Origin of the sequence: Rhizobium favelukesii (genome assembly GCF_000577275.2) — a bacterium.
Classification (GTDB): Bacteria; Pseudomonadota; Alphaproteobacteria; order Rhizobiales; family Rhizobiaceae; genus Rhizobium; species Rhizobium favelukesii.
The window spans coordinates 3,565,461-3,587,845 of the sequence record NZ_HG916852.1; the positions used below are offsets into that span (position 1 = coordinate 3,565,461).

The following is a 22,385-nucleotide window of genomic DNA, read 5'->3' on the forward strand; positions in this document are numbered from 1 at the left end:
AGAATCCGCCGATCGAAGTTTTCGGTGTCGAATCGAACCCGATACTGCGGGCGACTGCCGTCAGACGGAAGAATCGCCGCGATTATACAAGTCCTGCTCGCCTCTTCGGTACGGACGAAACCGTCTTTCAGAACGATACTGTCGCCGACAGCGTATCTTGGCATTCGTGCCATTTGGTTCACCGAACTGTCTTGATCGTCAAAAGCATAAAAGGCCGGGTTTAACCCCGACCTTCGCCATCAGCTCTCAGCTGCCAGTACATCCGTGGTCAGCCGGGCCGAATGAGAATTAAGCCACGCGCAGGTTGTCAGCAGAATTCTTGCCGGACTTCTTGTCGCGAACGAGATCATAGCTGATCTTCTGGCCGTCGGACAGATTGCCCAAACCAGCGCGTTCAACGGCAGAAATGTGAACGAAAACGTCCGTGCTGCCGTCGTCCGGCTGAATGAAGCCGAAGCCCTTGGTGCTGTTGAACCACTTAACGGTACCTGAATTCATAACGATCTCCTTTCAATAGTCGTTACTGCCATGCGTTTATTCACAAGGCTAAGATCGATTTTGAGAGGAAATCTGACGGAGCTTCGCGCTCTTTGACAAAGGTCACAACCAACAGTCGATGGGCTACATATATCGCAAATGGCGGAATAAACAAGGGAAAGAAGCAGGCTATTTGGGTTCGGGTGGATCGCGCAACGCTGATCGGCGGTGCGTCAGGGATACCCAGCCATGCTGAATGGCAGCCTTTTGAGGGCTCAACAAACCGGCGCCGATAGGGACAAGACACGGTTTTTTACGGCAAGAACCGCGAGAGCATATGGACTTCCACCCGCCATTCTGCTATCCGCAACCTCAATCGCAAGGCTCCGGCCGCGCGAACCGTATATTTTTTGCCTCTGGCGCCTTGCCGACGCCGGGACCAACCAAACCAAAGGAACGTGATTCTCGTGCAGGTACTTGTCCGCGATAACAATGTCGATCAGGCCCTCCGCGCTCTCAAGAAGAAGATGCAGCGCGAAGGTATTTTCCGCGAAATGAAGATGCGTGACTACTACGAAAAGCCGTCGCAGAAGCGCGCTCGCGAAAAGGCCGAAGCCGTTCGTCGTGTTCGCAAGCTGGCTCGCAAGCGGGCCCAGCGCGAAGGTCTCGTCGCGCGTTAAGCGTAGCTGTCGTTATTTCGACGTTTTCAGATGCATGTTGGCGGGGGCGATCTATTCGCCACCGCCTTTTTAATTTGCTGCTAAAGCTTGCCCGTCCTTGAAACGGACCGGCTGCACTGGGGGAAAACGAGCCCGCATGGCTGACATCACCAAGACCCGCTCTTTGCGTTCGCCGAAAATCGCTGTTCTACCGGTTTTCGCAATCGTCACCGCGCTAGGCCTTGCTGGCTGCACGACAAGCAACACGTCCGATGCGGTCATTCGCATCGACAAAGCGCAGGGTTCACAGGAAAACATCGCCTCGCTGACATCGGTCATCAATGCCAATCCGAAGGATCCGGAAGGCTACAACGTCCGTGGCTCCGCCTATGGCCGTGGCGGCGATTTCCGCCAGGGGTTGAACGACTTCAATACGGCGCTGCAGCTCAACCCGCGTTTCTATCAGGCCTACGCCAACCGCGCGCTGGTCTACCGCAACATGGGCCAGCAACAGCAGGCGATTCAGGACTACAACACCGCCCTGCAGATCAATCCGAACTACGACGTGGCGCTGATCGGCCGCGGCAACGTCTACCGCGCCGCCGGTCAGGACGATGCCGCCTTCAACGATTTCGACAAGGCGATCCAGAACGGCACGACCGATGGCCGCGCCTATCACAATCGCGGTCTGATCTATCAGAAGCGCAATCAGCAGGACAAGGCGATCGACGACTTCTCGAAGGCGATCTCGCTTTCGCCGAACGCGCCGGAACCCTATAACGGCCGCGGCATCTCCTACATCGCGCTGAACGACGACGATAACGCGTTTGCCGACTTCAACCACGCGATCGAGCTCAACGGCAACATTGCCGAATCCTGGGCCAACCAGGCGCTGGTCTATGAGCGCCGCGGCGAAAAGGACAAGGCTGCGCGCTCCTACCGTCACGCGATCGGCCTGGATGCGAAGTACCAGCCGGCAAAGGACGGTCTTGCTCGCGTGGGCGCAGCGACAACCGGCTAAGGCATTACAGGCAGGAGATCGACGATGGCAGCGAAACAGCATGTGGTCGTCGTCGGCTCCGGCATTGTCGGTGCCTCGATCGCCTGGCACCTGACGCGTGACGGCGCCGCCGTTACCGTCGTAGCCGAGGACATCGGCGGAGTGGCGACCCCCAATTCTTTTGCCTGGATCAATGCGAGCTGGGGCAACCCGGAATTCTATTTTCACTTTCGCCGCCGTTCCATGGCCGAATGGAAGCGCTTGGCCCGCGAGCTCCCCGGACTGCCGCTTTCCTGGTGTGGTGGCATCTGCTGGGATCTGCCGCCCGATCAGCTTGAGGCGTTTGCCGTCGAGCACCGTTCGTGGGGTTATGACATTGAACGGCTCGACAGCGCAGCAATTGCAGCGCGCGAGCCTTGCCTGGCACATGTTCCCGATTTCGCGCTGTCGGTCTTGGAAGAAGGTGCGGTCGAGCCGGCCGCAGCCGCGCGGCTGCTGCTTGCCGACGCGGAAACCAGGGGCGCCAAGTTCGTCAACGCCGCTGTCGACGGCCTTATCCGCAGCGGCGAGCGCATTGCCGGCATCGTCTCATCGGCAGGCATTATCGAGGCCGATCACATTGTCCTGGCTGCCGGCGCCGGCAGCACGCCGCTTGCCGCCGCTGTCGGCGTCACACTCCCCTTGCAAGCGCCCCCCGGGCTGATCGTTCACTCGCGTCCTTTCGAAAGGCGACTGAACGGCCTGGTCATGGCAGCCGATCTGCATATGCGCCAAACGGCCGACGGCCGCATCATCGCGGGCTCGGATTTCGGCGGCACCGATCCCGGCGCCGACCAGCACGCCACTGCCGCGCTACTCTTTGCGAAGATGAAGGAAAGCCTGACGGAGAGCGACCGGCTGAGCATGGAGTTCTTCACCGTCGGCTACCGTCCGACACCCAAGGACGGCTTCCCGATCATTGGCAATTGCGGCCAGAACGGCCTTTATATTGCCGTGATGCACTCCGGGGTGACGCTCGCGCCGCTTGTCGGTCTACTCGCGTCTAACGAGATTCTTTCGGGCGATGCAGATTCATCTCTCGCTTCCTTCCGCCTCGGAAGATTCGGCTGACACCACAGTCGAACAAAAATTTGCGAATTGCCGGACGACATGTTTTAGTGTGTTGCAAGCAGCAACACCTGTCCCTAACATGCAGTGGTTTCGATAGCAGGCTATCAGGAGAGCCGGGGGCGCGTTGAAGGCAATTGCAGTGGTCCAGTTTTTTGCTTTCATGCCTGTAGGCGGCGGGCGCACCGGCGGTTTCGGCTGCGTAACTCAGCGAAGTACAGGCTCATGAGAGGCCGCTTCCGCTTCTTTCCGAAGGCGTCGATCGGGACTTACTTGATCGCGATGGCAGTTGCGACGGCCTTGCCGATTTTCACCCTCGTGGCACTTCTGCTGGCGCAACTCGAAGACAACCAGCGCTCGATTCTGAAGCGGGAAACAGCCCAGGATGCCACCGCACTCGCCCGGTCTATCGATCGCCAGCTTCAGGACATGGCTACAACTTTAAGGCTGCTCTCGAACTCGCCGGAATTGGAGAGCAACGACTTCGCGTCGTTCCACGCCCGCACTGAAACATCTCTGCGGGCAGACACCCTTTATGTCATTGCCGTCGACGAGAGCGGCCAGCAGCTCCTGAACACCCGCCGGAACTACGGCGAGCTCCTCGGGAAGGCGGGGAACCTGCCGGCTGTCGAAGCGGCCATCAAGTCGGGCCGAATCGAAGCCTCGGATGTGTTCATGGGGCGAACGAGCGGTGAATTCGTTTACAACGTTACCATGCCGCTGCAGGCGGGCAAGGTCAGGGCGCTGATCATAACGCAGAACGCCAGGGACCTTGCGAAGCTTGTCACGACTGAAGGCCTGCCGAACGATTGGTCTGCAGCTGTCATCGATCAGAGCGGCCACGTGGTCGCCTCTGCCGGCGCCACGAATATCGGTTTCGGCCAACCTTTCAATCCGAGCATTCTACCCTCACTGGTCGATTCCAGCGGGGTCTATGAGGATAGACAGGTCCTGCCGAAGGCAATGCTGGGCTATGCGCAGATTCCGGGCTGGTCCTGGAAGGCTGTGATATGGGGGCCAGTCGCCACGGCGCAGGCTTCCATCCTGACGACATGGCGCTTTCTGGTCATCGGTGGTTTGGCGCTGATGCTTCTCGCAATTCTGGCTGCCTATGTGGTGGCGCGCCAGGTCCGCACGACAATCCGCTCGATCGCCGACATGGCGATTCGCATGGGCGAAGGCCACATCGTGGCGCCGATCGAGACCAGCGTCATCGAAGCGAACCAGGTTGCGGTCGCGCTCTCCAACGCATCTTTCGACCGGAGCCAGACCGAAGATCGCCTGCACTTCGTGATGAACGAGCTGGTGCACCGCACCAAGAACCTTTTGACCCTGGTACAGGCGATGATGCGCCAGGTCGCCAAGCGCGCCGACAGCGTCGAGGCATACCAGGCAGCGGTTGCCGATCGCCTCGAGGGCCTCTCCCGCTCGATCGATCTGCTCACCAGCGAGCAATGGGCGGGCGCATCGCTGCGGCGGGTGATCGACATCCACTTCAAGAGCTTTCCACAAGCTGCCGAGCAGGCCGATATATCGGGCAAGGATTTCACGCTGAGGCCCGAGGTGGTGCAAAACCTCGGCCTCGTTCTGCATGAGCTGGCAACGAACTCGGTGAAATACGGTGCCCTTTCCGTGCCGCACGGCCGTGTTCTGCTGAGCTGGCAGGACGTGCGAGACGAAGAGCGGAGCGAACCCATGCTTCGTTTCACCTGGGAGGAGCGTGACGGTCCGCCCGCCCACCCGCCAGAGAACTCAGGCTTTGGTACGACCATCATCAAGAACCACGCCGCCGCCGCTTTTGGTAGCACCGTCGAAATCGACTTCCGGCCGGAAGGCTTTTATTGGTCGTTGACGGCCCTTCGCCGCACCTTGGAGCGCGCATAGGTCACGGAACAATCCCGCTGAACGTTCGTTTCGGACAGGCTACTCGAAAAGGAGAAGACCATGTTCAGGGAAACGATGATTGCCGCGGCGGCGGCCGCGGTAGCCGCCATCGCAAACCCGGCAAGTGCCGCAAATTACATCACGCTCGGTCAGCTCGTCTGCGGATCACAGGGCGGTCAGGGACTGATCGTCACCTCGCAGAAGAACCTACTCTGCACCTACACGCCGGCGCAAGGAGGCCCGAAGGTCGTCTATGCCGGAACAATCCAGAAATTCGGACTGGATGTCGGCCAGACGGGCAAGACTGTCATGATATGGCAGGTCCTGGCCAAGACCGGAACCGATATTCCAGAATATGCGCTGGCCGGTGAGTATTACGGCATAGGGGCCGATGCGAGCTTCGGCGCGGGTGCGGGAGCCAAGGTTATCGCCGGTGGTACAAACCAATCGTTCATGCTCCAGCCACTGAACGTGCAGGCTCAGGAAGGCCTGAACCTCGCGCTCGGCGTGGAGAAACTGACGCTGGCGCCGGCTGCCACCTGATCGCAGGTCGCGCCGAGGAGGAGAGGGGCGAGCGGCCTCTCTCCTTTCCATATCAGGCGGAATGATCCGCCAGGCCGAAAATCATCATCAACGTACCAATGACGCGATTGACCCATCGAACAGCCCGGGAAGATCAAGCAACCTGGAAACGCCTCAGTGATTTATCGCCTTGTTGATTTCTTCGGTGACCTTCTTGGCATCGCCGAGCAGCATCATCGTGCCGTCCTTGTAAAACAGCGTGTTGTCGATGCCGGCATAGCCGGAGCCGAGCGAACGCTTCACGAAGAGGCAGGTCTTCGCCTTGTCGACGTCGAGGATTGGCATGCCGTAGATCGGCGAGGTCTTGTCGTCGCGCGCCGCCGGATTGGTGACGTCATTGGCGCCGATGACATAGGCGACATCCGCCTGCGCGAATTCCGAATTGATGTCCTCGAGCTCGAAAACCTCATCGTAGGGCACGTTCGCTTCGGCAAGCAGCACGTTCATGTGACCCGGCATGCGGCCGGCGACCGGATGGATCGCGTATTTTACCTCGACACCGTTCTTCTTCAGATTGTCGGCCATTTCGCGAAGTGCATGCTGCGCCTGCGCCACCGCCATGCCGTAGCCTGGCACGATAATGACCTTCGAGGCGTTCGCCATCAGATACGCTGCATCCTCTGCCGAACCGAGCTTGACGGTCTTGTCCGAATTGTCCGCGCCACCCGCCACCGTCTCGCCGCCGAAGCCGCCGAGAATGACCGAGATGAACGAGCGGTTCATGCCCTTGCACATGATGTAGGACAGGATCGCACCGGATGAGCCGACGAGCGCACCGGTGATGATCAGCGCCAGGTTGCCGAGCGTGAAGCCGATGCCGGCCGCCGCCCATCCCGAATAGGAATTCAGCATCGACACGACAACCGGCATGTCGGCGCCGCCGATCGGCACGATCAGCAGTACGCCGAGCGCCAGCGACAGGGCGACGACAGCCCAGAAATCGAAATGGCTTTCCGTTACGGCGAGGCCGACGATGAACAGCACGATCAACACCAGCAGGGCAATGTTGATCAGATGCCGGAAGGGCAGCATGATCGGCTTGCCCGACATGCGCCCGTCAAGCTTCAGGAAGGCGATGATCGAGCCGGTGAAGGTCAGCGCACCGATGGCGACGCCAAGCGCCATTTCGATCCGCGCCTCGGTGTGGATTTCGCCGATATTGCCGATGCCGAAGGAAGACGGCGTGTAGAGCGCCGAGGCCGCCACCAGCACGGCCGCAAGGCCGACCAGAGAGTGGAAACCGGCAACAAGTTGCGGCATCGAGGTCATCGGGATCACGCGGGCGATATAGGCGCCCGCACCGCCGCCGATGGCAAGACCGAGGATGATCAGCACCAGGCCACCGAACGAGGGCGTTGCCAGCGTCAGCGTGGTGAGGATGGCGATTCCCATACCGATCATGCCGTAGAGATTGCCCTTGCGGCTGCTGGCCGGGTGGGAAAGGCCGCGCAATGCCAGGATGAAGAGCACGCCGGAGACGAGGTAGAGGAAGGCTGCAATACTGGTCATGCGGTCCTCACTTGTCCTTCTTCTTGTACATCGCCAGCATGCGCTGGGTGACAAGGAAGCCGCCAAAGATGTTCACGGAGACGAGGACCAGAGCGATGAAGCCGAAGCCTGTCGCAAGCCCGCTGGTCGAGATGCCGACCGCCAGAAGCGCGCCGACGACGATGACCGAGGAGATCGCGTTGGTGACGGCCATCAGCGGCGTGTGCAACGCCGGCGTTACCGACCAGACGACGTAGTAACCGACAAAGATCGCCAGCACGAAGATCGCGAACTGGAACACGAAGGGATCGATCGCCCCGCCGGTTGCAGCACTTGCCGCCTCGGGCGCATGCGCGGCAGCGGCGGCCACCGCATTCACGGCCTGGTTCAGCTGTTCCAGCGCCTTGTCCATTGCTTCACCAGCCATCAGTTGTCCCCTTCTTCGCACCGCCAAATGCCGGATGCACGACATTGCCCGCATGCGTCAGCATCGTCGCCTTGATCAGTTCGTCCTCGAGATTGAGGGCGATCGTCTTCGTTTCCTTGTTGACCATGGTCTCAAGGAAGGTGACGAGGTTCTTGGCGTAGAGCTGGGAGGCACTGGCAGCGATCCTGCCGGCCATATTCGGGAAGCCGATGACGCGCACGCCGTCGACGTCGGCCACCTTGCCGGGCTTGACGCCCTCGATATTGCCGCCGCGCTCGACCGCAAGGTCGACGGCAACCGCTCCCGGCTTCATCGACTTCAGCATTTCGCGCGAGACGAGCTTCGGTGCCGGGCGCCCGGGGATCAGGGCGGTGGTGATGACGATGTCCTGCTTGGCGATATGCTCAGCCACGAGGGCTGCCTGCTTTGCCTGATACTCCCTGGACATTTCCTTGGCGTAGCCGCCGGCGGTCTCCGCCGCCTTGAACTCTTCATCCTCGACGGCGATGAACTTCGCGCCCAAGGACGCGACCTGCTCCTTGGCCGCCGGACGAACGTCGGTCGCCGAAACGGCAGCGCCGAGACGACGGGCCGTGGCGATCGCCTGCAACCCGGCAACACCTGCGCCCATGACGAAGACCTTGGCTGCGGGAACGGTGCCGGCTGCCGTCATCATCATCGGCATGGCACGGTCATAAACCGCAGCTGCTTCGATGACGGCCTGGTAGCCTGCGAGGTTTGCCTGCGAGGAAAGAACGTCCATCGACTGCGCGCGGGTGATGCGCGGCATCAGCTCCATGGCGAAGCTGGAGAGCCCGGCCTTGGCCATGGCGGCGACCGCCTCGTCATTGCCGTAGGGATCCATGACCGCAATGACGATCGCACCGCTCTTGTAGCCGCCGATATCTTCTTCCGTTGGGCGGCGGACTTTTAGCACGACATCGGCTGTCGCCGCAGCGCCGACCGAACCGATCCGCGCGCCGACCGCTTCGAACTCCGCATCCGGAATTTTCGACTTGGCCCCCGCTCCCGCCTCGACGACGACGTCGAGGCCAAGCCCTATCATCTTCTTTACGGTTTCGACGGACGCAGCGACACGCGTCTCATCCCCCGTGATTTCCTTTGCCACAAAAACAACGTTGCCCAACCGCCCCCTCCTCCGGGTCAGCCAGCCTGCCGCAGGTCCTCCCTGCTCAGCCCGAACATTCAGTCAAAGCTTTGGAAAGCCGCGCCGCGCTTAGCGCAGCAGGACGAGGCCAGCGATAAAGACGATCAACAGGACGACGAGGCCGCCAAGGAAACCGGCACCAGTGAAGAAGCCAGCGGCCATGCCAAGCAGGAGAGCGACAAGGAACAGGGTACCGTACTTCGCCGCGGCGAGGAACATGCTGTAGGTCTGCTCATGCTCCTTATAGTCCATCGGCGCGCCAACTTCGGCAGGTCCGGTGTGATGCTCAGCCATGAATATCGTCTCCCTCAAACTTCCCGGCCGGTAAAGCAATGCGGCCGTTCGACTGCCGTGATTTCCTCGATCCCGCGAGGAAATTTCCCTGCAGAGGGATTACACAAAGCTTTGATAAAGCGCAATGCAAGAGAATGCCGCAGGCAGGCGGCATTCTCAGTCAAATTCAAGCGGATGGGCTCACAGCGGAAGATCGGTTCCGAGATCGCCTTCAGCCATGAAACGTGCCGTCGGTATGATGGTGAGCGGCGGCAGCGTGTCATTGGGAGTGCGCGAGAACATCATGCGCTGTTCGCTGGCGCTGGAGATGAAGAAGGGATAGCGCGTTAGGAGCTTTCGGCCGACCTCGATGACATTGGTCGCCATCAGCGTCAGATCGAAGCCGTAGGTCTCCGTCATGCGGCTTGCGACGACGGTGTCGGCGTAGAAGACCCGCTTGTAGAAGGCTGCATGCGCCGCGCGCACGTGCTGCATCACACGGTCGGCGCGAAAATGCGCGGCGGCGACGATGTTCGGACGCAGCGTCAGATAGGGGATCCACGGCATTTCCGTGCTGAGTTCGGGATCCGCGGCAAAGCGCGCCGGATCGATCAGGCTGAGCCCGGCATCCAGAAACGCGTCCATTTCCGCCGGAAAGATACCGCCCGATTGTGAGACACGATGGTCCGGCGTCACGTGATGGATGCGAATCGTGCTGACGAGCTGTTCATAATAGTACAGTCCGAAAACATACGCCTGACTGTCGAAATCGGCCTCGTCGATCATGCTTTTGGCGGCAACCGGAAGCACTTCACGGGCCTTGTAGGCCTTGTAGCGCAGGCGCTCCACCTCTTCCATATCCTCGCCACCTTCGACGCGGCGGTATTCGACGTGGTCCATTATTTCGAGAAGTTTGCTGCTGAAATCACTCGTCTTTAAAGGGTTGTCTACCATAGTTACCCGGTCCGCCTGTTAACGAAGCATTAATCATATGGAACCGGCGGAAGGGCAAGAATGATACGAGAACTTGCGTTATATTTGAATTGTTAAGGTTAACGGCGCGGCGTTTGCGTGAAGAACCCTCAGCCAAGAAAACGGTCGAGCTTATGCAACTTTCGGGCGACGACGCGGTGCGGTACGACGGCTGAGGCTTTGGGAAAGGATGGCGATGTTCTGCGCCGGAACTGCCGGCGAGAAAACGTAGCCCTGCACGAGATCGGTGGCGCGATACTTGTTGAGCAAGGCCAGTTGCTCGGTGGTCTCAACACCTTCGGTGACGATCTTCAGACCGAGTTCGCGCGCCAGGTTGACGGTGCCGCGCAGTAGCTTGAGCCGACGCCCGTCCTCGACGATGTTGCGCAGGAACGAGCGGTCGATCTTCACGATGTCGAGCGGCAGCGTGTCGAGATAGCTGAGGCTGGAGAAGCCGGTGCCGAAGTCGTCGATGGCGATCGTGATCCCGCGTGCCCTAAGTTCGGCGAGGATCGCGCGCACCGCGGCCGGCTCATCGATCAGGCAGCTTTCCGTAATTTCGAGATGCAGCCGCGCGGGTTCGAGACGCGACGCCTCGAGCGCCTCGGAAACGACGGCAAGAATATCCGCGTCGCGCAGATCGCGCGCCGACAGGTTGACCGAGACGGCGATATGATCCGGCCAGCTCATGCAGTCCTTGCATGCCTTCATGAGGATGAAGCGCGTGATCTCGGAGATGATGCCCATCTCTTCGGCAATGCGAATGAAGACGTCCGGCGGGATCGCGCCCTTCTCTGGATGGACCCAACGCGCCAGCGCCTCGGCGCATTCGATGCGCGTTCCGTCCGCCTTGAACATCGGCTGGTAGGCGACGCTGAGACCCTGGTTGCCGATCGCTTCGCGCAGATCCGCCTTGAGCTTTTGCTGCTCGATATAGCGCCCGTCCATCTCGCGTTCGAAGCCGGCAATTCCGCCGCGCTGCTTCGACTTGCTTTCGAAGAGCGCGAGATCGGCCTTGATGCTCCACTCCTCCATCGCGAAGGCATCGCTTTCGAGGATCGCAAAGCCGGCGCTCAGCGAAACGAGGAAGGTGACGTCGTCGGCGTCGTAGTTGCCCTGAATGCTCTCATGGAAGCGATGGATCTCCGCGTCGAGCGCGGCCATGTCCTTCGCGTGCGGGAAGAAGAGAATGAACTGGTCGCCCATCAAGCGGCCGACGATGGCCTTGCCCGCCTGCTTGGCGATGCGGCTTGCGATGGCGCAGAGCAAGCGGTCGCCGGTAATGTGGCCGCGCATGTCGTTGACATGCTTGAACTCATCGATATCGAGAACCATGAAGGCGACAGGGCCGCGCTTCTTCTGGTACTTGGTCAGGTAGTCCTGCACGAGGTGGCTGAAGTATTCGCGGTTCGGCAGACCGGTCAGCGCATCGAAGCGAACCATGTGCAGGATCTTCTGCTCGGCCTTCACGCGGCTCGACACGTCTTCGAAAATCAAGACGGCGCCGCCATCGGCGCGGCGGCTTGCCGAAAACTCCAGGGACAGATCTTCTGGAAAGTGAATCAGCGTGCGCGAAAGCTTGCCCTCGGCGACATGCGTCATCTGCCGCAGGATCAGCTCCGGCTGGGTTGAATCCATGAAGCTGTAGCGGGCACCGTAGCGCAACACCGCGCCGAGGTCGCGTTCCTTCAGCCGCTCCGGATCGCCAATCTTCAGAAGATCGCAGGCCTTGCGGTTGATGACCTGGATGCGGTTTTCCGGATCGACCATCACCAGACCGTGCGGCATGTTGTTGAGTGCCGTGTCGAAGCGGTCGGCGATCATTGAGATCTGGCGACGCGCAATGACGTTCTCATACAGGAACTCGCGCACGCCATTCGCCATTGCCCGCGTCGTCAGGCCAAACGGAATGAGGAAGGCCGACAGGATCGCGCGATAGAAGTCGAGCGCCATCAGGCTGCAGATGATCATCGGCAGACAGCAGGCCAGTGTCTGCAGGTCGATTGCCTTTTGCGATCCGTAATTTCGGCCGACGACGGAGACCATCGACGCCATGGTGACCGCGATGCAGGCGAGCTCGGCGAACGGATCCTGGAGGATGAAGATCGCATAGCCGCTGCCGATGCCGAGGATCGCGGCCGTGGAGGCAGCACCGATGACATAGACGGTTTCCCAATGTTCGATCTGCTCGCGCGATAGCGTCCGCTTGTCGACCTTGTCGAACATGCGGAAGGTAACCATCCGGCCGGCGAAAACGGCAAGGAAACCTACCGAAAGGGCGACATAGAACGGAGAACTGGTTTTCAGGGCTACGGCGAGGAAGGCAACCACATGCACGATGACACCCGCGACGAGTGTCATGCGATTCCCGAAGAGGGAACTGACAAACGACAGATAAACGTCGGTAGGGACCCTGTTCGGGTTATGTGGCTTCATCCATACTTTCCCTGTGCGGCGAAACCTTAACCGCAACCCTTTAAAAATTGATTTCGGGTAATCGATACATTTTTTGTCGAATTTTCCAAAACCCTGGGATGAATTTTAGCATTTGCAATAACTTATACATCCATTCGGTGAAGTTTTCGCGGCATCCCGCCTATCCTGAGGTTGTCTGTGCGCACCGCTATTGACGCCAAGCGTGTCGCATGCGGTTTATACGACTATATTCCAACACGCCCCCTTTGATCTTTCAATTTGAAAAACCGTGGTCTAAACCGGTGGAAAGATAAAAGGCGCAAAAAACGCGCGACATAACGGGGGGGAGGCATGCCGGCTTTGTTGACCGTTAGTCGGCTGATCGACGCGGTCAGCCAATTCATGGGCAAACTGTCCGAATACATGGTGCTGTTGTGCTGTCTGATCAGCGCCGCCAATGCACTGATCCGCTATTCTTTCAATTACAGTTCAAATGGCTGGCTCGAGATCCAATGGTATCTCTTCGCCTTCATCGTCGTGCTGGGGGCAGCGCATACGCTGCGCATGAACGAGCACGTGCGGGTAGACCTGATCTATGGCGCGGTCTCCGACAAGGCGAGGATCTGGATCGACGTCATCGGCCTTGTCGTTTTCCTTATCCCGGCCTGCCTCTTCCTGAGCTGGCTCTGCTGGCCCTTCTTCCTGTCCTCCTACCTCCAGCATGAGGTCTCGGCCAATGCCGGCGGCCTGATCCGCTGGCCGGTCAAGCTCGTTCTCTTCCTCGGCTTCGGGCTGCTGACCCTTCAAGGTCTCTCGGAGTTGATCAAGAGGATTGCTGCCCTCACCGGCTACATCCTGATCGATACGAAATACGAAAAGCCGCTGCAGTAGGCCAGGCCCGGAGGAACACCATTGTTTGATTTCGGCATCATTCCGCCGGCCATGTTCGTGGGTATGATTCTCTTCATGCTCTACGGCTTTCCGGTCGCCTTTTCGCTGGCCGCCGTCGGCCTGTTCTTCGGCATTATTGGCATCGCCACGGGCCATTTCAGCGAAGCGTTCCTGCAGGCCCTGCCGCTGCGCTTCTTCGGGATCGTCTCCAACGACCTGCTGCTTGCCATCCCCTTCTTCACCTTCATGGGTGCTATTCTGGAGCGCTGCGGCCTGGCCGAAGATCTGCTGGAGGGAACGGGCAAGCTGTTCGGCCGAATTCCGGGCGGCCTTGCCTATGCAGTGATCCTGGTCGGCGCCGTGCTCGGCGCCATCACCGGCACGGTGGCCGCCTCCGTCATCACCATGGGCGTCATCTCGCTGCCCATCATGCTGCGTTACGGCTACAGCCCGAGGCTCGCCACCGGCGTCATCGCCGCCTCCGGCACCATAACCCAGGTCATTCCACCATCGCTCGTGCTGGTCGTGCTTGCCGACCAGCTCGGCAAATCGGTCGGCGACATGTATCTCGGCGCCATCGGCCCCTCGATCCTGCAGGTGGCGATCTTCATGGGCTACATCCTGATCCTGTCGTTCTTGAAGCCGGCCGCCATGCCGCCGCTGCCGAAGGAAGTCCGCGGCGATTTCAACTGGGCGCTGCTCATGAGGGTGCTGTCAGGGATGGTGCCGTCGATCGTGCTGATCTTCCTTGTCCTCGGCACGATCTTCATGGGGCTCGCGACGCCTACCGAGGCCGGCGCGCTTGGCGTCGTCGGCGCCATGGTGCTTGCCGCCATGCATCGCCGTCTCACCTGGCCGCTGATGCAGGAAGCGATGCGTTCCACCATGCACATCACCTCGATGGTGGTGATGATCCTGATCGGCTCGACCTGCTTCAGCCTTGTCTTCCAGGGCATGGACGGCTCACGCTGGATCGAGCACATGCTGTCGGGCATCCCCGGGGGCCCGGTCGGCTTCCTGATCTTCGCCAACATCTTCATCTTCGTGCTGGCCTTCTTCCTCGATTTCTTCGAGATCGCCTTCATCGTCATTCCGATGCTGGCGCCGGTGGCTTCGGCACTCGGCATCGACCTGATCTGGTTCGGCGTGCTGATCTGCGTGAACATGCAGACGAGCTTCATGCATCCTCCCTTCGGCTTCGCGCTCTTCTACCTGCGTTCGATTGCCGATCGCAGCGTCAAGACGTCGGATATCTACATGGGCGCCGTGCCCTGGGTCTTTATGCAGCTGATCCTCGTCGCGATCGTGATCTTCTGGCCGCAATCGGTGACCTACTGGCTGGACAAGGGACCGAAGGTCGATCCGAATTCGATCAAGATCGAAGTGCCGGGCTTCGGCGGCAATGGCTTCTCGCTGCCACCATTGGGCGCGCCGGGCGGTGGCTCACCGCAAATGCCCGGACTGACCTTGCCACCGATGAATGGCCTGCCCGGCCAGCCGCCCGCACCCGCAACGCCTGCGCCGCCGGCAACGGATCTCAGCCAGCCACCGAAGATCAACTGACAAAATAGCCCCGGATCGAAATCCGGGGCTTCTTCTTATCGGGGTTGGTAGCGATCAGATTTTGCCGGCGCGCTGCTGGATCATCATGAACGTATCGAACGTGTATTCCGATAGCTGCGCCCAGAGGTAGGCATCGCGCTTGAACGCGGTCTGATCCTCATAGATCCTCTTGAAATACGGGTTCGATGCGGAAATCTCGGCATAGATGCCGAGGGCCGCCTGGAAGCAGGCTTCCAAGATGTCCTGGCTGAAGGGACGCAGCGTCGCGCCCTCCGATACCAGCTGCTTCAGCGCCGGCGGGTTCTTCACGTCGTATTTTGCCATCATGTTGGTGTTGGCAAAGGCGCAGGCATCGGTCAGCGCCGCCTGATAGTGCTTCGGCAGGCTGTTCCACTTTTCCAGGTTGAAGAAGGCGTGAACCGTCGGACCGCCTTCCCACCAGCCGGGATAGTAGTAGTACTTCGCAACCTTGTGCAGGCCGAGCTTCAGGTCGTCATAGGGGCCGACGAACTCAGAGGCATCGATCGTGCCTTTTTCGAGGGCCGGATAGATGTCGCCGCCGGCAATCTGCTGCGGAATAACACCGACCTTGCTGATGACCTGGCCGGCAAGACCGGCAATACGCATCTTGACGCCCTTCAGGTCATCAAGCGTATTGATTTCCTTGCGGAACCAGCCGCCCATCTGGGCACCCGTATTACCCGCCGGCAGGCCGTAAATGCCCTGCGTGGCGTAGAACTCGTTCATCAGCTTGTTGCCATTGCCTTCGTAGAACCAGGCATTGGTGAGGCGTCCGTTGAGACCGAACGGGATTGCCGTACCGATCGCGTAGGTCGGATCCTTGCCGACGAAATAATAGGAGCAGGTGTGCGCTGCCTCGACCGTGCCGGCACTGACGGCATCCGCGGCCTGCAGGCCCGGAATGATTTCGCCTGCCGCAAACGGCTGGATGATGAAATTGCCGTCGGTCGCCGCGGCAAGGTGCTTGGAGATATCGTCTGCCGCGCCATAGATCGTATCGAGGCTCTTCGGGAATGACGACGTCATGCGCCAGGAAATCTTAGGGTTCTCTTGTGCAATGGCGGGCGCCGCCAGCGCACCGGCAGCAGCGACCGCACCGGCGCCGGCGGTTCCTGCCTTCTTCATGAATGAACGACGATCCATCAAAAACCTCCCGTATAGATGGCGCTGCGAGGCGAACCCTCATCTCTGCTCGCAGCAATAGCTGGAAGCTAAGCACGGTGGCAACCGTGTTTCAAGCACCGTGCCATTAGTCTTTGGCATCACGACGGCAATATGGCGCCAAGCGCGCATTTGCATCAAAATCAGCGAGTTAGGCAAGACAGGCCGGAGCCACCGGCCGACAATGCCGCAATTCCGCCCGTGATTGCGCCGAGACGTTGACTTCCAAGCCGTTCTCGGCTCTCACAATAATGAACTGCATCTTCCGACCGGGGTGAAAATGACGAAGCCGATCGTCGCCGTTCCTGCCGATATCCGCACCTTCGACGGCGCCAGCTGGCACGCCGTCCAGCATCAATATGTGCGCGCTGCGTTGAACGCGGCCGGGGTCATGGCCTTCATCATTCCGGCCTTCGAGGAAGGCTACGGCACGGACGCGATTCTGGACCGCGTCGACGGCGTTCTCGTCTCGGGCTCGGCCAGCAACGTCCATCCGTCTTACTACGGCGCAACGGCGACCGACGCCGACGGGCCCTTCGATATCGCGCGTGACGCCACGAGCCTGCCGCTGATCCGCCGCGCCATCGACCGCGCCATTCCGCTGCTGGCAATCTGCCGCGGCATCCAGGAACTCAACGTCGCACTGGGCGGCACACTCGCGAGCGAGATCCAGGACCAGCCGGGCATATGGGACCACCGCAAGCCGGCGGATGTCGACCGCGACGGTATGTACGCGATCCGCCAGAGCGTCTTCGTCAAAGAAGGCTCCTGCATTGCCGGCATCGTCGGCCCTGGCGAGATCAAGGTGAACTCTTTGCATCGCCAGGCCATCGCCGAGACGGCTCCGCGCCTAAAGGTGGAGGCGGTCGCCGAGGATGGCACGATCGAGGCAGTCTCGGTGATCGATGCTCCAGCCTTTGCGGTTGGCGTCCAATGGCACCCGGAATACTGGGCCGAGACCGACAAGCCTTCGAACCAGATCTTCAGGGCCTTCGGCGATGCGGTGAGAGCCTACGCGGCCGGCAAGCTGTCAAATGCCGAGAATGAGGCGCTTGCCTGAAGGGCAGTCCTGAGCGTATGTCGCTTGGCCCGAACGGGCGACTGCTGTCGGCCGATATTGTTCTCTAATGGGTCAAGGAGCGGCGACCGAGGACGCAGGCGCCAACTGTCGTTGGCTGCGTCGTAGAGATGCAATGGTACCAGCGACTTCGTCCACAGTCATATCACCTTCAACTATCCAAAGGCCGATCCGCTCCGAACGGCACATTGCGGTTTTGACTGACAAGACTATTGTGCGTGCCGCAGCTTGGCGGCATCGCGAAACGAGATCAGGCGTCGGCTTTGCTCATCCCACAGAACCAGTTTTACACAGCGCAGGCTCTCCATCATGGTGATGCGGCCAATACCGGCCAATGCTGGGTGGTCTCTCAACACTTCCGGAAGCCTGTAATAGGGTACCCTGCTCGACAGGTGGTGAACGTGATGGATACCGATGTTGCCAGTGATCCAGCGAAGCGCCAGCGGCAGGTCGTAATGCGATGCACCATGAAGGGCCGCATGTGGAAATTGCCATTCCGGTTCTCTTGACCAATGGGTTTCCTCAAACTGATGTTGCACGTAGAAGAGCCAGATGCCCGCGGTTGCCGCAAGTAGGGCGATGGGCAGATGCACCAGCAGGAAGGGCAGGATTCCGATTGCCCACATCAATGTCGCGGAGATAATCGCGATCGCCAGATTTGTCGCCATGGTGGATATCCAGGGCAAGGAACCGGATCGCATCATGCCAAAAGGTAGCCGCTGCTTGAATAGGAACAGCCATGCCGGGCCGATGCCGAACATGACTGCCGGATGCCTGTACAGGCGGTAGTTAAGCCGACCGGGCCAGGAGCGGCCGTTATACTCCGACACCGTCAGCGTTGTTATATCGCCAACGCCGCGACCCTCGAGATTTCCCGCCAAGGCATGATGCTCCGCATGCGCCCGGCGCCAATAGTCATAGGGCGTAAGTGTGAGGACACCGATCACGCGGCCCGTCCAATCGTCGACGCGCCGACGCGCAAAGAAAGAGCCGTGGCCGCAATCGTGCTGGATCATAAACAAGCGAAGCAGAAAAGCGGCTGCGGGAACAATCAGTATCAGCCCGGCCCAGAAGCCGTAGTGAACCGCTGCCAAGGCACCAGCCCAGCAAAACGCAAATGGAATGGCCGTTACCGCAAGTTCGAAAATGCTGCGTCTGAGATGCGGCTGGCGATATTTGGCGAGGATCTTGAGCCAAGCCTTTTCGTCGGAAAGGGGTGGGCTTAGGTCGCGCTGAAGGGACTCAATCAAAGAACAATTCCGCAAATAGCAATGAATTCCGAAAAGGCGAGGGCTATTGCGACGGCGGAAATCCCGCCCTTGTACTGGGTGTCATTTTCGACGCATCGGATGACGACGCGGTCGCGAAGCGGGGGGTATGCCATGAGGATCTTTCTGCGGCGCAGCGCGTAATGCGGCCTAGATAGCAGCGATTGCCCTCGGTTGATAGAAGCGCCCAGAAATATAATCTGGAGATAAAAATCACAGAAATAACAATTTCCATCTACGACACTCGGGAGAATGCGATCGAAAAAGATGGAATTCTAGTTGGTGGATGAACTGCGAGATATATTCCAGCCGCCGCTATTGCCACTCAAAGCGCCCGTCGCCGGTGCTAGCTGCGCATTGCCCATCGAATACCGGCCGCAACCGCGATGCCGAGAAGCGGCCATATCGCCCAGAATGTTCCATGCCACGACAGAAGGTTGATGGCGACAATGCCCAGCCCGACAACGGCAAGAGCGGCGATGCGTCGGTCGATGCGGTTCTGGCTGCGAACCCAGGTCATCGCCGCTAGAAAGGCAAAAGCAAGAATCGGCCAGGGCGCCCAGAAATCGCCCTGCCATGATAGAAGGTTGATCACCACCAATGCGGCCGAAGCCACTGCGTAAAGAGCGCCCATCTTTTGGGCTTTCGTGCTCCGCGGGCCTGCGTCTGGCGTCGAGACGGCCCCCGCCGGCACGGCGCTCACGGGCCGCTGCGATGAACCATCCACGCCTTCGCCGATCCTGACCGCGTAGCTCGGCACAGCCTCGGCGACGTTCTTGACCGCGAGCGGTCCCAGGAAATCGAAGCCGACGGCGACCTTGTTGCGGACCTGGTCGTAGACCGTATTGGAAATTACGATGCCGCCGGCGACAGCCGAGGCCTGAAGCCTGGCGGCGATGTTGACGCCATCGCCATAGATGTCATCGCCTTCGGCGAGCACATCGCCGAGATTAATGCCGATCCGAAACAGCATCCGCCCGTCCGCGGGCCGGGCTGTATTCATCCCTGCAAGTTCGTTCTGAACATCGACGGCAGCCCGCACCGCCTCGACCACGCTCGGGAATTCGGCAATCAGACCGTCGCCCCAGGTATTGATCACCCGGCCGCCATGCGCGACGATCAGGCCCGACATCGCCTCCCGCGAGCGTTTCAGCATCGCAAGCGTGCCTTCCTCGTCGGCCCCCATCAGCCGCGTGTAGTCCTGCACGTCAGCGGAGAAGATGGTCGTCAGCTTGCGCCGAGTTTCGTTCATGACGTCTCGCTTTTACCCAATCAACGTAAGGCGGTTCGAGAAGCGAAATGAATATGCGCGATTGTGATTGATGTAAATTGACGCGAACAAACGTTGCCGAAAAACCTCCCGCTCACCTCCCTTCATCGGTGTCGCCCACCGGTCGCGACATTCTGCCGCGGCTGGAGGACCGCGGAACAGCTTTGCCGATAGAACGTTTCCATGAGGCATATCGGGCACTACCGGCATTTCGCCGGCACTCTCGAGTGGGAGGAAAATCATGAAAACGCTGCTGGTCTCATTAGGCGTGCTGGCCGCGACCGCGCTTTCGGCATTTGCAGCCGAGCCGGCCAAAATGGTCGATACGAAGATGGGCAAGATCCTGGCAACTGATAAGTAAGGGCATGACCCTTTATACCTTCGACAAGGATGCCAAGGACAAATCGAACTGCGACAAGGCCTGCCTGAAGAAATGGCCAGCCTTCCATGCCGCCGCCAAGGCCAAGGCGGAAGGCGAGTGGACGCTGGTCAAGGCTGCGGACGGCAAGGAAATGTGGGCCTATGAGGGCAAGCCGCTCTACATGTTTGTCGACGACAAGATGGCAGGCGACATGAAAGGCGATGGCGTGGGTGGCGTGTGGCATGTCGCCAAATAGCTGAGCGGCCAATTTGGACGGGCGCGCATTCGCAATCGTGCCCGCTCCAGCGCAGTTACGCCTTGACCGGCGTTTCCGGCACCGGTGTCAGCGGCTTGCCATTTTGGAACCACCCGATCAGGTTGTCGACCACCAGGTCCGCCATCGCGTTGCGTGTCGGCACCGAGCCCGATGCAAGGTGCGGCAGAAGCACTGCGTTCGGCAGATCGAGCAGGGAGGCCGGCACATCAGGCTCGTCGTAGAAGACGTCGAGGCCGGCAGCGCCGATTGTTCCAGACTTCAGGGCCGCCGCAAGCGCATCCTCGTCGACCGTCCAGCCGCGTCCGACATTGATGAAGACCCCGTCCGGTCCCAACGCCGACAGGATTTCCGCATTGATCGTCCTGTGCGTTTGCGGCGTTTTCGGAACAATGGAAATCAGCGTATCGACCGCCTCGGCAAGGTCCTTCAACGACGGGTAGTAGCCATATGGCGCATCGGCATGGCGCGTGCGGGTGTGGTAGCTGATCTTCACCTTGAACGGCTCCAGGCGCCTGGCGATCTCCTGGCCGATGCGGCCAAGACCATAGATGCCGACATGCCGGCCCTTCAGGGAAAAGCGCGACAGCGGATAGTTCTGTCCGGGTTTCCAGTTGCCGGCGCGCAGCCAGTTCTCGGCACGCGGAAGTTCGCGAATCGTGTTGAGCAGCAGTCCGATCGCCGTATCAGCGACTTCGTCATTCAGCACGTCGGGCGTGTTCGTGACGATGACGCCCTTGGTGGCCGCGTGCTTGGCATTGACGCCGTCATAGCCGACACCGAAGCTGGCGATGAGCTCGACATTCGGAAGGCTGTCGATCGCGGCGGCGTTGAACGTGCCCGAGACGGCGACGCCGCGAATTCTGCCTGCAGCCTGCGCATCGAGCGCCACCGGATCGGTTTGGATAACATCGAAGCTCTCCCGCAGGCGCGTCAGGACGCGTTCGTGTATCTTCCCGGGAACGAGAACAGCGATGCGGGACATGGCATTTCCTCTTGGCTTGCTTACGGGCGCGCTCGGTAGGGGCTTGTCGACTGGCGGATACGCATCTCGGGCTTGATCAGATGGAGCCCGTCAGGCTCGTGGCTGCCGGCCAGGCGATCGAGAAGCGCGCGGGCGGCAAGGCGTCCGACTTCCGCCTGGCCATTCCAGACAGTCGTCAGCGCCGGCATCGATATCGACGCTTCCTCGAGATCGTCGTAGCCGGTGACGGAGATATCCTTGCCCGGGACGAGACCCGCGCGGGCGATGCCGTTCATCAGGCCGATCGCGACGAGGTCGTTCCAGCAGACGGCAGCCGTCGGCTTTTGCGGCAGCGACAGGAAATGCACCGCCGCTTCGAAGCCGCCCTGCATCGAGCGCGGGCCGGGAATGCGCAGGCCCGGATCGACATCGATGCCGGCCTTGCGCAGCGCGTTGACGTAACCCTGGTAGCGATCGCGTCCCGTCGAGGTCTGGTCGGTGCCGCCGATCATGGCGATCGAGCGATGGCCAAGCCCGATCAGGTGGTTGGTGGCAAGCGAAATGCCGTAGCTGTCGTCGCCGCGATAGGTCGGAAGGTCCAATCCGTCCAGCGAGCGGGCAACCAGGATCGCCGGCATACCATTGTCTTCGGCAAGCTGCATGTCCTCTTGCGGTGTGCCGATCGCCGGCGACATGATGACGCCGTCGCCGCCAAGCTGCAGCAGCGTTTCGATGAAGGTGCGCTGCTTTTCGACCGAATCGTAATGATTCGACAGAATGAAAGTGTGCCGGCTGCGATCGAGCTCGCTTTCGATTGCCTTCAGGATTTCACCGTAGAACGGGTTCATGATGTCGTGCACGACGACACCGATGATGCCGGAGCGAGACGTGCGCAGGCTGGCGGCACGGCGGTTGTAGATATAGCCGAGCGCGCGCGCCTGTTCCTTGATTTTGTCGCGGGTGGCGCCAGCCACCAGCGGGCTGTCGCGTAGGGCAAGAGATACGGTTGCTGTTGAAATGCCGAGCGTTTCGGCGATTGTCGAAAGCTTGATCTTCTGAGCCACGTGTCCTCCCCAGCAACG

At 60.2% G+C, this 22,385-nt stretch carries 20 protein-coding genes and 1 pseudogene; 9 read left to right on the top strand and 12 right to left on the bottom strand.

The annotated features are described in order from the left end of the window. Positions 1-288: 288 nt before the first annotated feature. Complete coding sequence (locus LPU83_RS56205) at positions 289-498, bottom strand: cold-shock protein (RefSeq protein WP_024315867.1); 210 nt, start codon at positions 496-498, stop codon at positions 289-291. Positions 499-944: 446 nt separating this feature from the next. Here LPU83_RS56205 and rpsU point away from each other — a divergent pair, with 446 nt between their 5' ends. The 5 genes from rpsU (at position 945) to LPU83_RS56230 (ending at position 5,670) form a co-directional block, all read left to right on the top strand. Beyond that, on the top strand, positions 945-1,157 hold the full coding sequence (rpsU, locus tag LPU83_RS56210) for a 30S ribosomal protein S21 (RefSeq protein ID WP_003585885.1): 213 nt from the start codon (positions 945-947) through the stop codon (positions 1,155-1,157). 136 nt (positions 1,158-1,293) lie between these two features. After that, positions 1,294-2,157: a tetratricopeptide repeat protein gene (locus LPU83_RS56215; protein WP_024315866.1), complete on the top strand. Its 864-nt coding sequence runs from the start codon at positions 1,294-1,296 to the stop codon at positions 2,155-2,157. Between the two features lie 24 nt (positions 2,158-2,181). Continuing rightward, positions 2,182-3,246: an NAD(P)/FAD-dependent oxidoreductase gene (locus tag LPU83_RS56220; RefSeq protein ID WP_037070060.1), complete on the top strand. Its 1,065-nt coding sequence runs from the start codon at positions 2,182-2,184 to the stop codon at positions 3,244-3,246. Positions 3,247-3,468: 222 nt separating this feature from the next. Beyond that, entirely contained in the window at positions 3,469-5,127 is a 1,659-nt protein-coding gene (locus LPU83_RS56225) for a sensor histidine kinase (RefSeq protein WP_024315865.1), read from the top strand. A 60-nt stretch (positions 5,128-5,187) separates the two neighbouring features. After that, positions 5,188-5,670: a DUF992 domain-containing protein gene (locus LPU83_RS56230; RefSeq protein ID WP_024315864.1), complete on the top strand. Its 483-nt coding sequence runs from the start codon at positions 5,188-5,190 to the stop codon at positions 5,668-5,670. Positions 5,671-5,823: 153 nt separating this feature from the next. Here the strand turns inward: LPU83_RS56230 and LPU83_RS56235 are convergent, their stop codons facing one another. The 6 genes from LPU83_RS56235 to LPU83_RS56260 form a co-directional block, all read right to left on the bottom strand. After that, the gene (locus LPU83_RS56235; RefSeq protein WP_024315863.1) at positions 5,824-7,218 is read right to left on the bottom strand and encodes an NAD(P)(+) transhydrogenase (Re/Si-specific) subunit beta; all 1,395 of its coding nucleotides are present in this window, start codon (positions 7,216-7,218) and stop codon (positions 5,824-5,826) included. 7 nt (positions 7,219-7,225) lie between these two features. Further along, positions 7,226-7,624 carry a proton-translocating transhydrogenase family protein gene (locus tag LPU83_RS56240; protein WP_024315862.1) on the bottom strand — a complete coding sequence of 133 codons (399 nt, stop codon included), beginning with the start codon at positions 7,622-7,624 and terminating at the stop codon, positions 7,226-7,228. Then, the gene (locus LPU83_RS56245; protein ID WP_024315861.1) at positions 7,614-8,771 is read right to left on the bottom strand and encodes a Re/Si-specific NAD(P)(+) transhydrogenase subunit alpha; all 1,158 of its coding nucleotides are present in this window, start codon (positions 8,769-8,771) and stop codon (positions 7,614-7,616) included. Before LPU83_RS56245 ends, LPU83_RS56240 begins: the two co-directional genes overlap by 11 nt. Positions 8,772-8,861: 90 nt before the next feature. Further along, the gene (locus tag LPU83_RS56250; RefSeq protein ID WP_024315860.1) at positions 8,862-9,086 is read right to left on the bottom strand and encodes an aa3-type cytochrome c oxidase subunit IV; all 225 of its coding nucleotides are present in this window, start codon (positions 9,084-9,086) and stop codon (positions 8,862-8,864) included. A gap of 180 nt (positions 9,087-9,266) precedes the next feature. Then, entirely contained in the window at positions 9,267-9,965 is a 699-nt protein-coding gene (locus LPU83_RS56255) for an N-acyl amino acid synthase FeeM domain-containing protein (protein WP_244656128.1), read from the bottom strand. Between the two features lie 204 nt (positions 9,966-10,169). After that, a complete protein-coding gene (locus LPU83_RS56260) occupies positions 10,170-12,473 on the bottom strand; it encodes a putative bifunctional diguanylate cyclase/phosphodiesterase (RefSeq protein WP_024315858.1) in 2,304 nt (767 codons plus the stop codon). Between the two features lie 330 nt (positions 12,474-12,803). On the opposite strand from LPU83_RS56260, the gene LPU83_RS56265 reads away from it, so the two are divergent. Together LPU83_RS56265 and LPU83_RS56270 are read left to right on the top strand one after the other, a co-directional pair. Continuing rightward, the gene (locus tag LPU83_RS56265) at positions 12,804-13,343 is read left to right on the top strand and encodes a TRAP transporter small permease subunit (protein ID WP_024315857.1); all 540 of its coding nucleotides are present in this window, start codon (positions 12,804-12,806) and stop codon (positions 13,341-13,343) included. Positions 13,344-13,364: 21 nt separating this feature from the next. After that, on the top strand, positions 13,365-14,906 hold the full coding sequence (locus LPU83_RS56270; RefSeq protein WP_024315856.1) for a TRAP transporter large permease: 1,542 nt from the start codon (positions 13,365-13,367) through the stop codon (positions 14,904-14,906). A gap of 54 nt (positions 14,907-14,960) precedes the next feature. On the opposite strand, the gene LPU83_RS56275 is transcribed toward LPU83_RS56270, so the two are convergent. Then, a complete protein-coding gene (locus tag LPU83_RS56275) occupies positions 14,961-16,070 on the bottom strand; it encodes a TRAP transporter substrate-binding protein (protein ID WP_024315855.1) in 1,110 nt (369 codons plus the stop codon). 298 nt (positions 16,071-16,368) lie between these two features. On the opposite strand from LPU83_RS56275, the gene LPU83_RS56280 reads away from it, so the two are divergent. Then, on the top strand, positions 16,369-17,148 hold the full coding sequence (locus LPU83_RS56280) for a gamma-glutamyl-gamma-aminobutyrate hydrolase family protein (protein WP_024315854.1): 780 nt from the start codon (positions 16,369-16,371) through the stop codon (positions 17,146-17,148). A 227-nt stretch (positions 17,149-17,375) separates the two neighbouring features. Here the strand turns inward: LPU83_RS56280 and LPU83_RS56285 are convergent, their stop codons facing one another. Both LPU83_RS56285 and LPU83_RS56290 read right to left on the bottom strand, forming a co-directional pair. Then, on the bottom strand, positions 17,376-18,416 hold the full coding sequence (locus LPU83_RS56285; RefSeq protein ID WP_024315853.1) for a fatty acid desaturase: 1,041 nt from the start codon (positions 18,414-18,416) through the stop codon (positions 17,376-17,378). 364 nt (positions 18,417-18,780) lie between these two features. Next, positions 18,781-19,686, bottom strand: coding sequence for an adenylate/guanylate cyclase domain-containing protein (locus LPU83_RS56290; RefSeq protein WP_024315852.1), 906 nt, complete (start codon positions 19,684-19,686; stop codon positions 18,781-18,783). 259 nt (positions 19,687-19,945) lie between these two features. Between LPU83_RS56290 and LPU83_RS56295 the strand changes: the two are divergent. Then, a pseudogene (locus LPU83_RS56295) lies at positions 19,946-20,321 on the top strand (COG4315 family predicted lipoprotein). Positions 20,322-20,376: 55 nt separating this feature from the next. On the opposite strand, the gene LPU83_RS56300 reads toward LPU83_RS56295, so the two are convergent. Both LPU83_RS56300 and LPU83_RS56305 read right to left on the bottom strand, forming a co-directional pair. Then, positions 20,377-21,324 (bottom strand): 2-hydroxyacid dehydrogenase, encoded by a 948-nt coding sequence (locus LPU83_RS56300; RefSeq protein WP_024315851.1) that lies wholly within the window; start codon positions 21,322-21,324, stop codon positions 20,377-20,379. Between the two features lie 20 nt (positions 21,325-21,344). After that, positions 21,345-22,367, bottom strand: a complete 1,023-nt coding sequence (locus LPU83_RS56305) for a LacI family DNA-binding transcriptional regulator (RefSeq protein WP_024315850.1) — start codon at positions 22,365-22,367, stop codon at positions 21,345-21,347. Positions 22,368-22,385: the final 18 nt, after the last annotated feature.

Bases quoted from the DNA above. Each gene is read 5' to 3' on its own strand.
- LPU83_RS56205 (WP_024315867.1), bottom strand. From the start codon at position 498: ATGAATTCAGGTACCGTTAAGTGGTTCAACAGCACCAAGGGCTTCGGC.
- LPU83_RS56215 (WP_024315866.1), top strand. From the start codon at position 1,294: ATGGCTGACATCACCAAGACCCGCTCTTTGCGTTCGCCGAAAATCGCT.
- LPU83_RS56220 (WP_037070060.1), top strand. From the start codon at position 2,182: ATGGCAGCGAAACAGCATGTGGTCGTCGTCGGCTCCGGCATTGTCGGT.
- LPU83_RS56225 (WP_024315865.1), top strand. From the start codon at position 3,469: ATGAGAGGCCGCTTCCGCTTCTTTCCGAAGGCGTCGATCGGGACTTAC.
- LPU83_RS56230 (WP_024315864.1), top strand. From the start codon at position 5,188: ATGTTCAGGGAAACGATGATTGCCGCGGCGGCGGCCGCGGTAGCCGCC.
- LPU83_RS56235 (WP_024315863.1), bottom strand. From the start codon at position 7,218: ATGACCAGTATTGCAGCCTTCCTCTACCTCGTCTCCGGCGTGCTCTTC.
- LPU83_RS56240 (WP_024315862.1), bottom strand. From the start codon at position 7,624: ATGGCTGGTGAAGCAATGGACAAGGCGCTGGAACAGCTGAACCAGGCC.
- LPU83_RS56250 (WP_024315860.1), bottom strand. From the start codon at position 9,086: ATGGCTGAGCATCACACCGGACCTGCCGAAGTTGGCGCGCCGATGGAC.
- LPU83_RS56255 (WP_244656128.1), bottom strand. From the start codon at position 9,965: ATGGACCACGTCGAATACCGCCGCGTCGAAGGTGGCGAGGATATGGAA.
- LPU83_RS56260 (WP_024315858.1), bottom strand. From the start codon at position 12,473: ATGAAGCCACATAACCCGAACAGGGTCCCTACCGACGTTTATCTGTCG.
- LPU83_RS56265 (WP_024315857.1), top strand. From the start codon at position 12,804: ATGCCGGCTTTGTTGACCGTTAGTCGGCTGATCGACGCGGTCAGCCAA.
- LPU83_RS56275 (WP_024315855.1), bottom strand. From the start codon at position 16,070: ATGGATCGTCGTTCATTCATGAAGAAGGCAGGAACCGCCGGCGCCGGT.
- LPU83_RS56280 (WP_024315854.1), top strand. From the start codon at position 16,369: ATGACGAAGCCGATCGTCGCCGTTCCTGCCGATATCCGCACCTTCGAC.
- LPU83_RS56290 (WP_024315852.1), bottom strand. From the start codon at position 19,686: ATGAACGAAACTCGGCGCAAGCTGACGACCATCTTCTCCGCTGACGTG.
- LPU83_RS56300 (WP_024315851.1), bottom strand. From the start codon at position 21,324: ATGTCCCGCATCGCTGTTCTCGTTCCCGGGAAGATACACGAACGCGTC.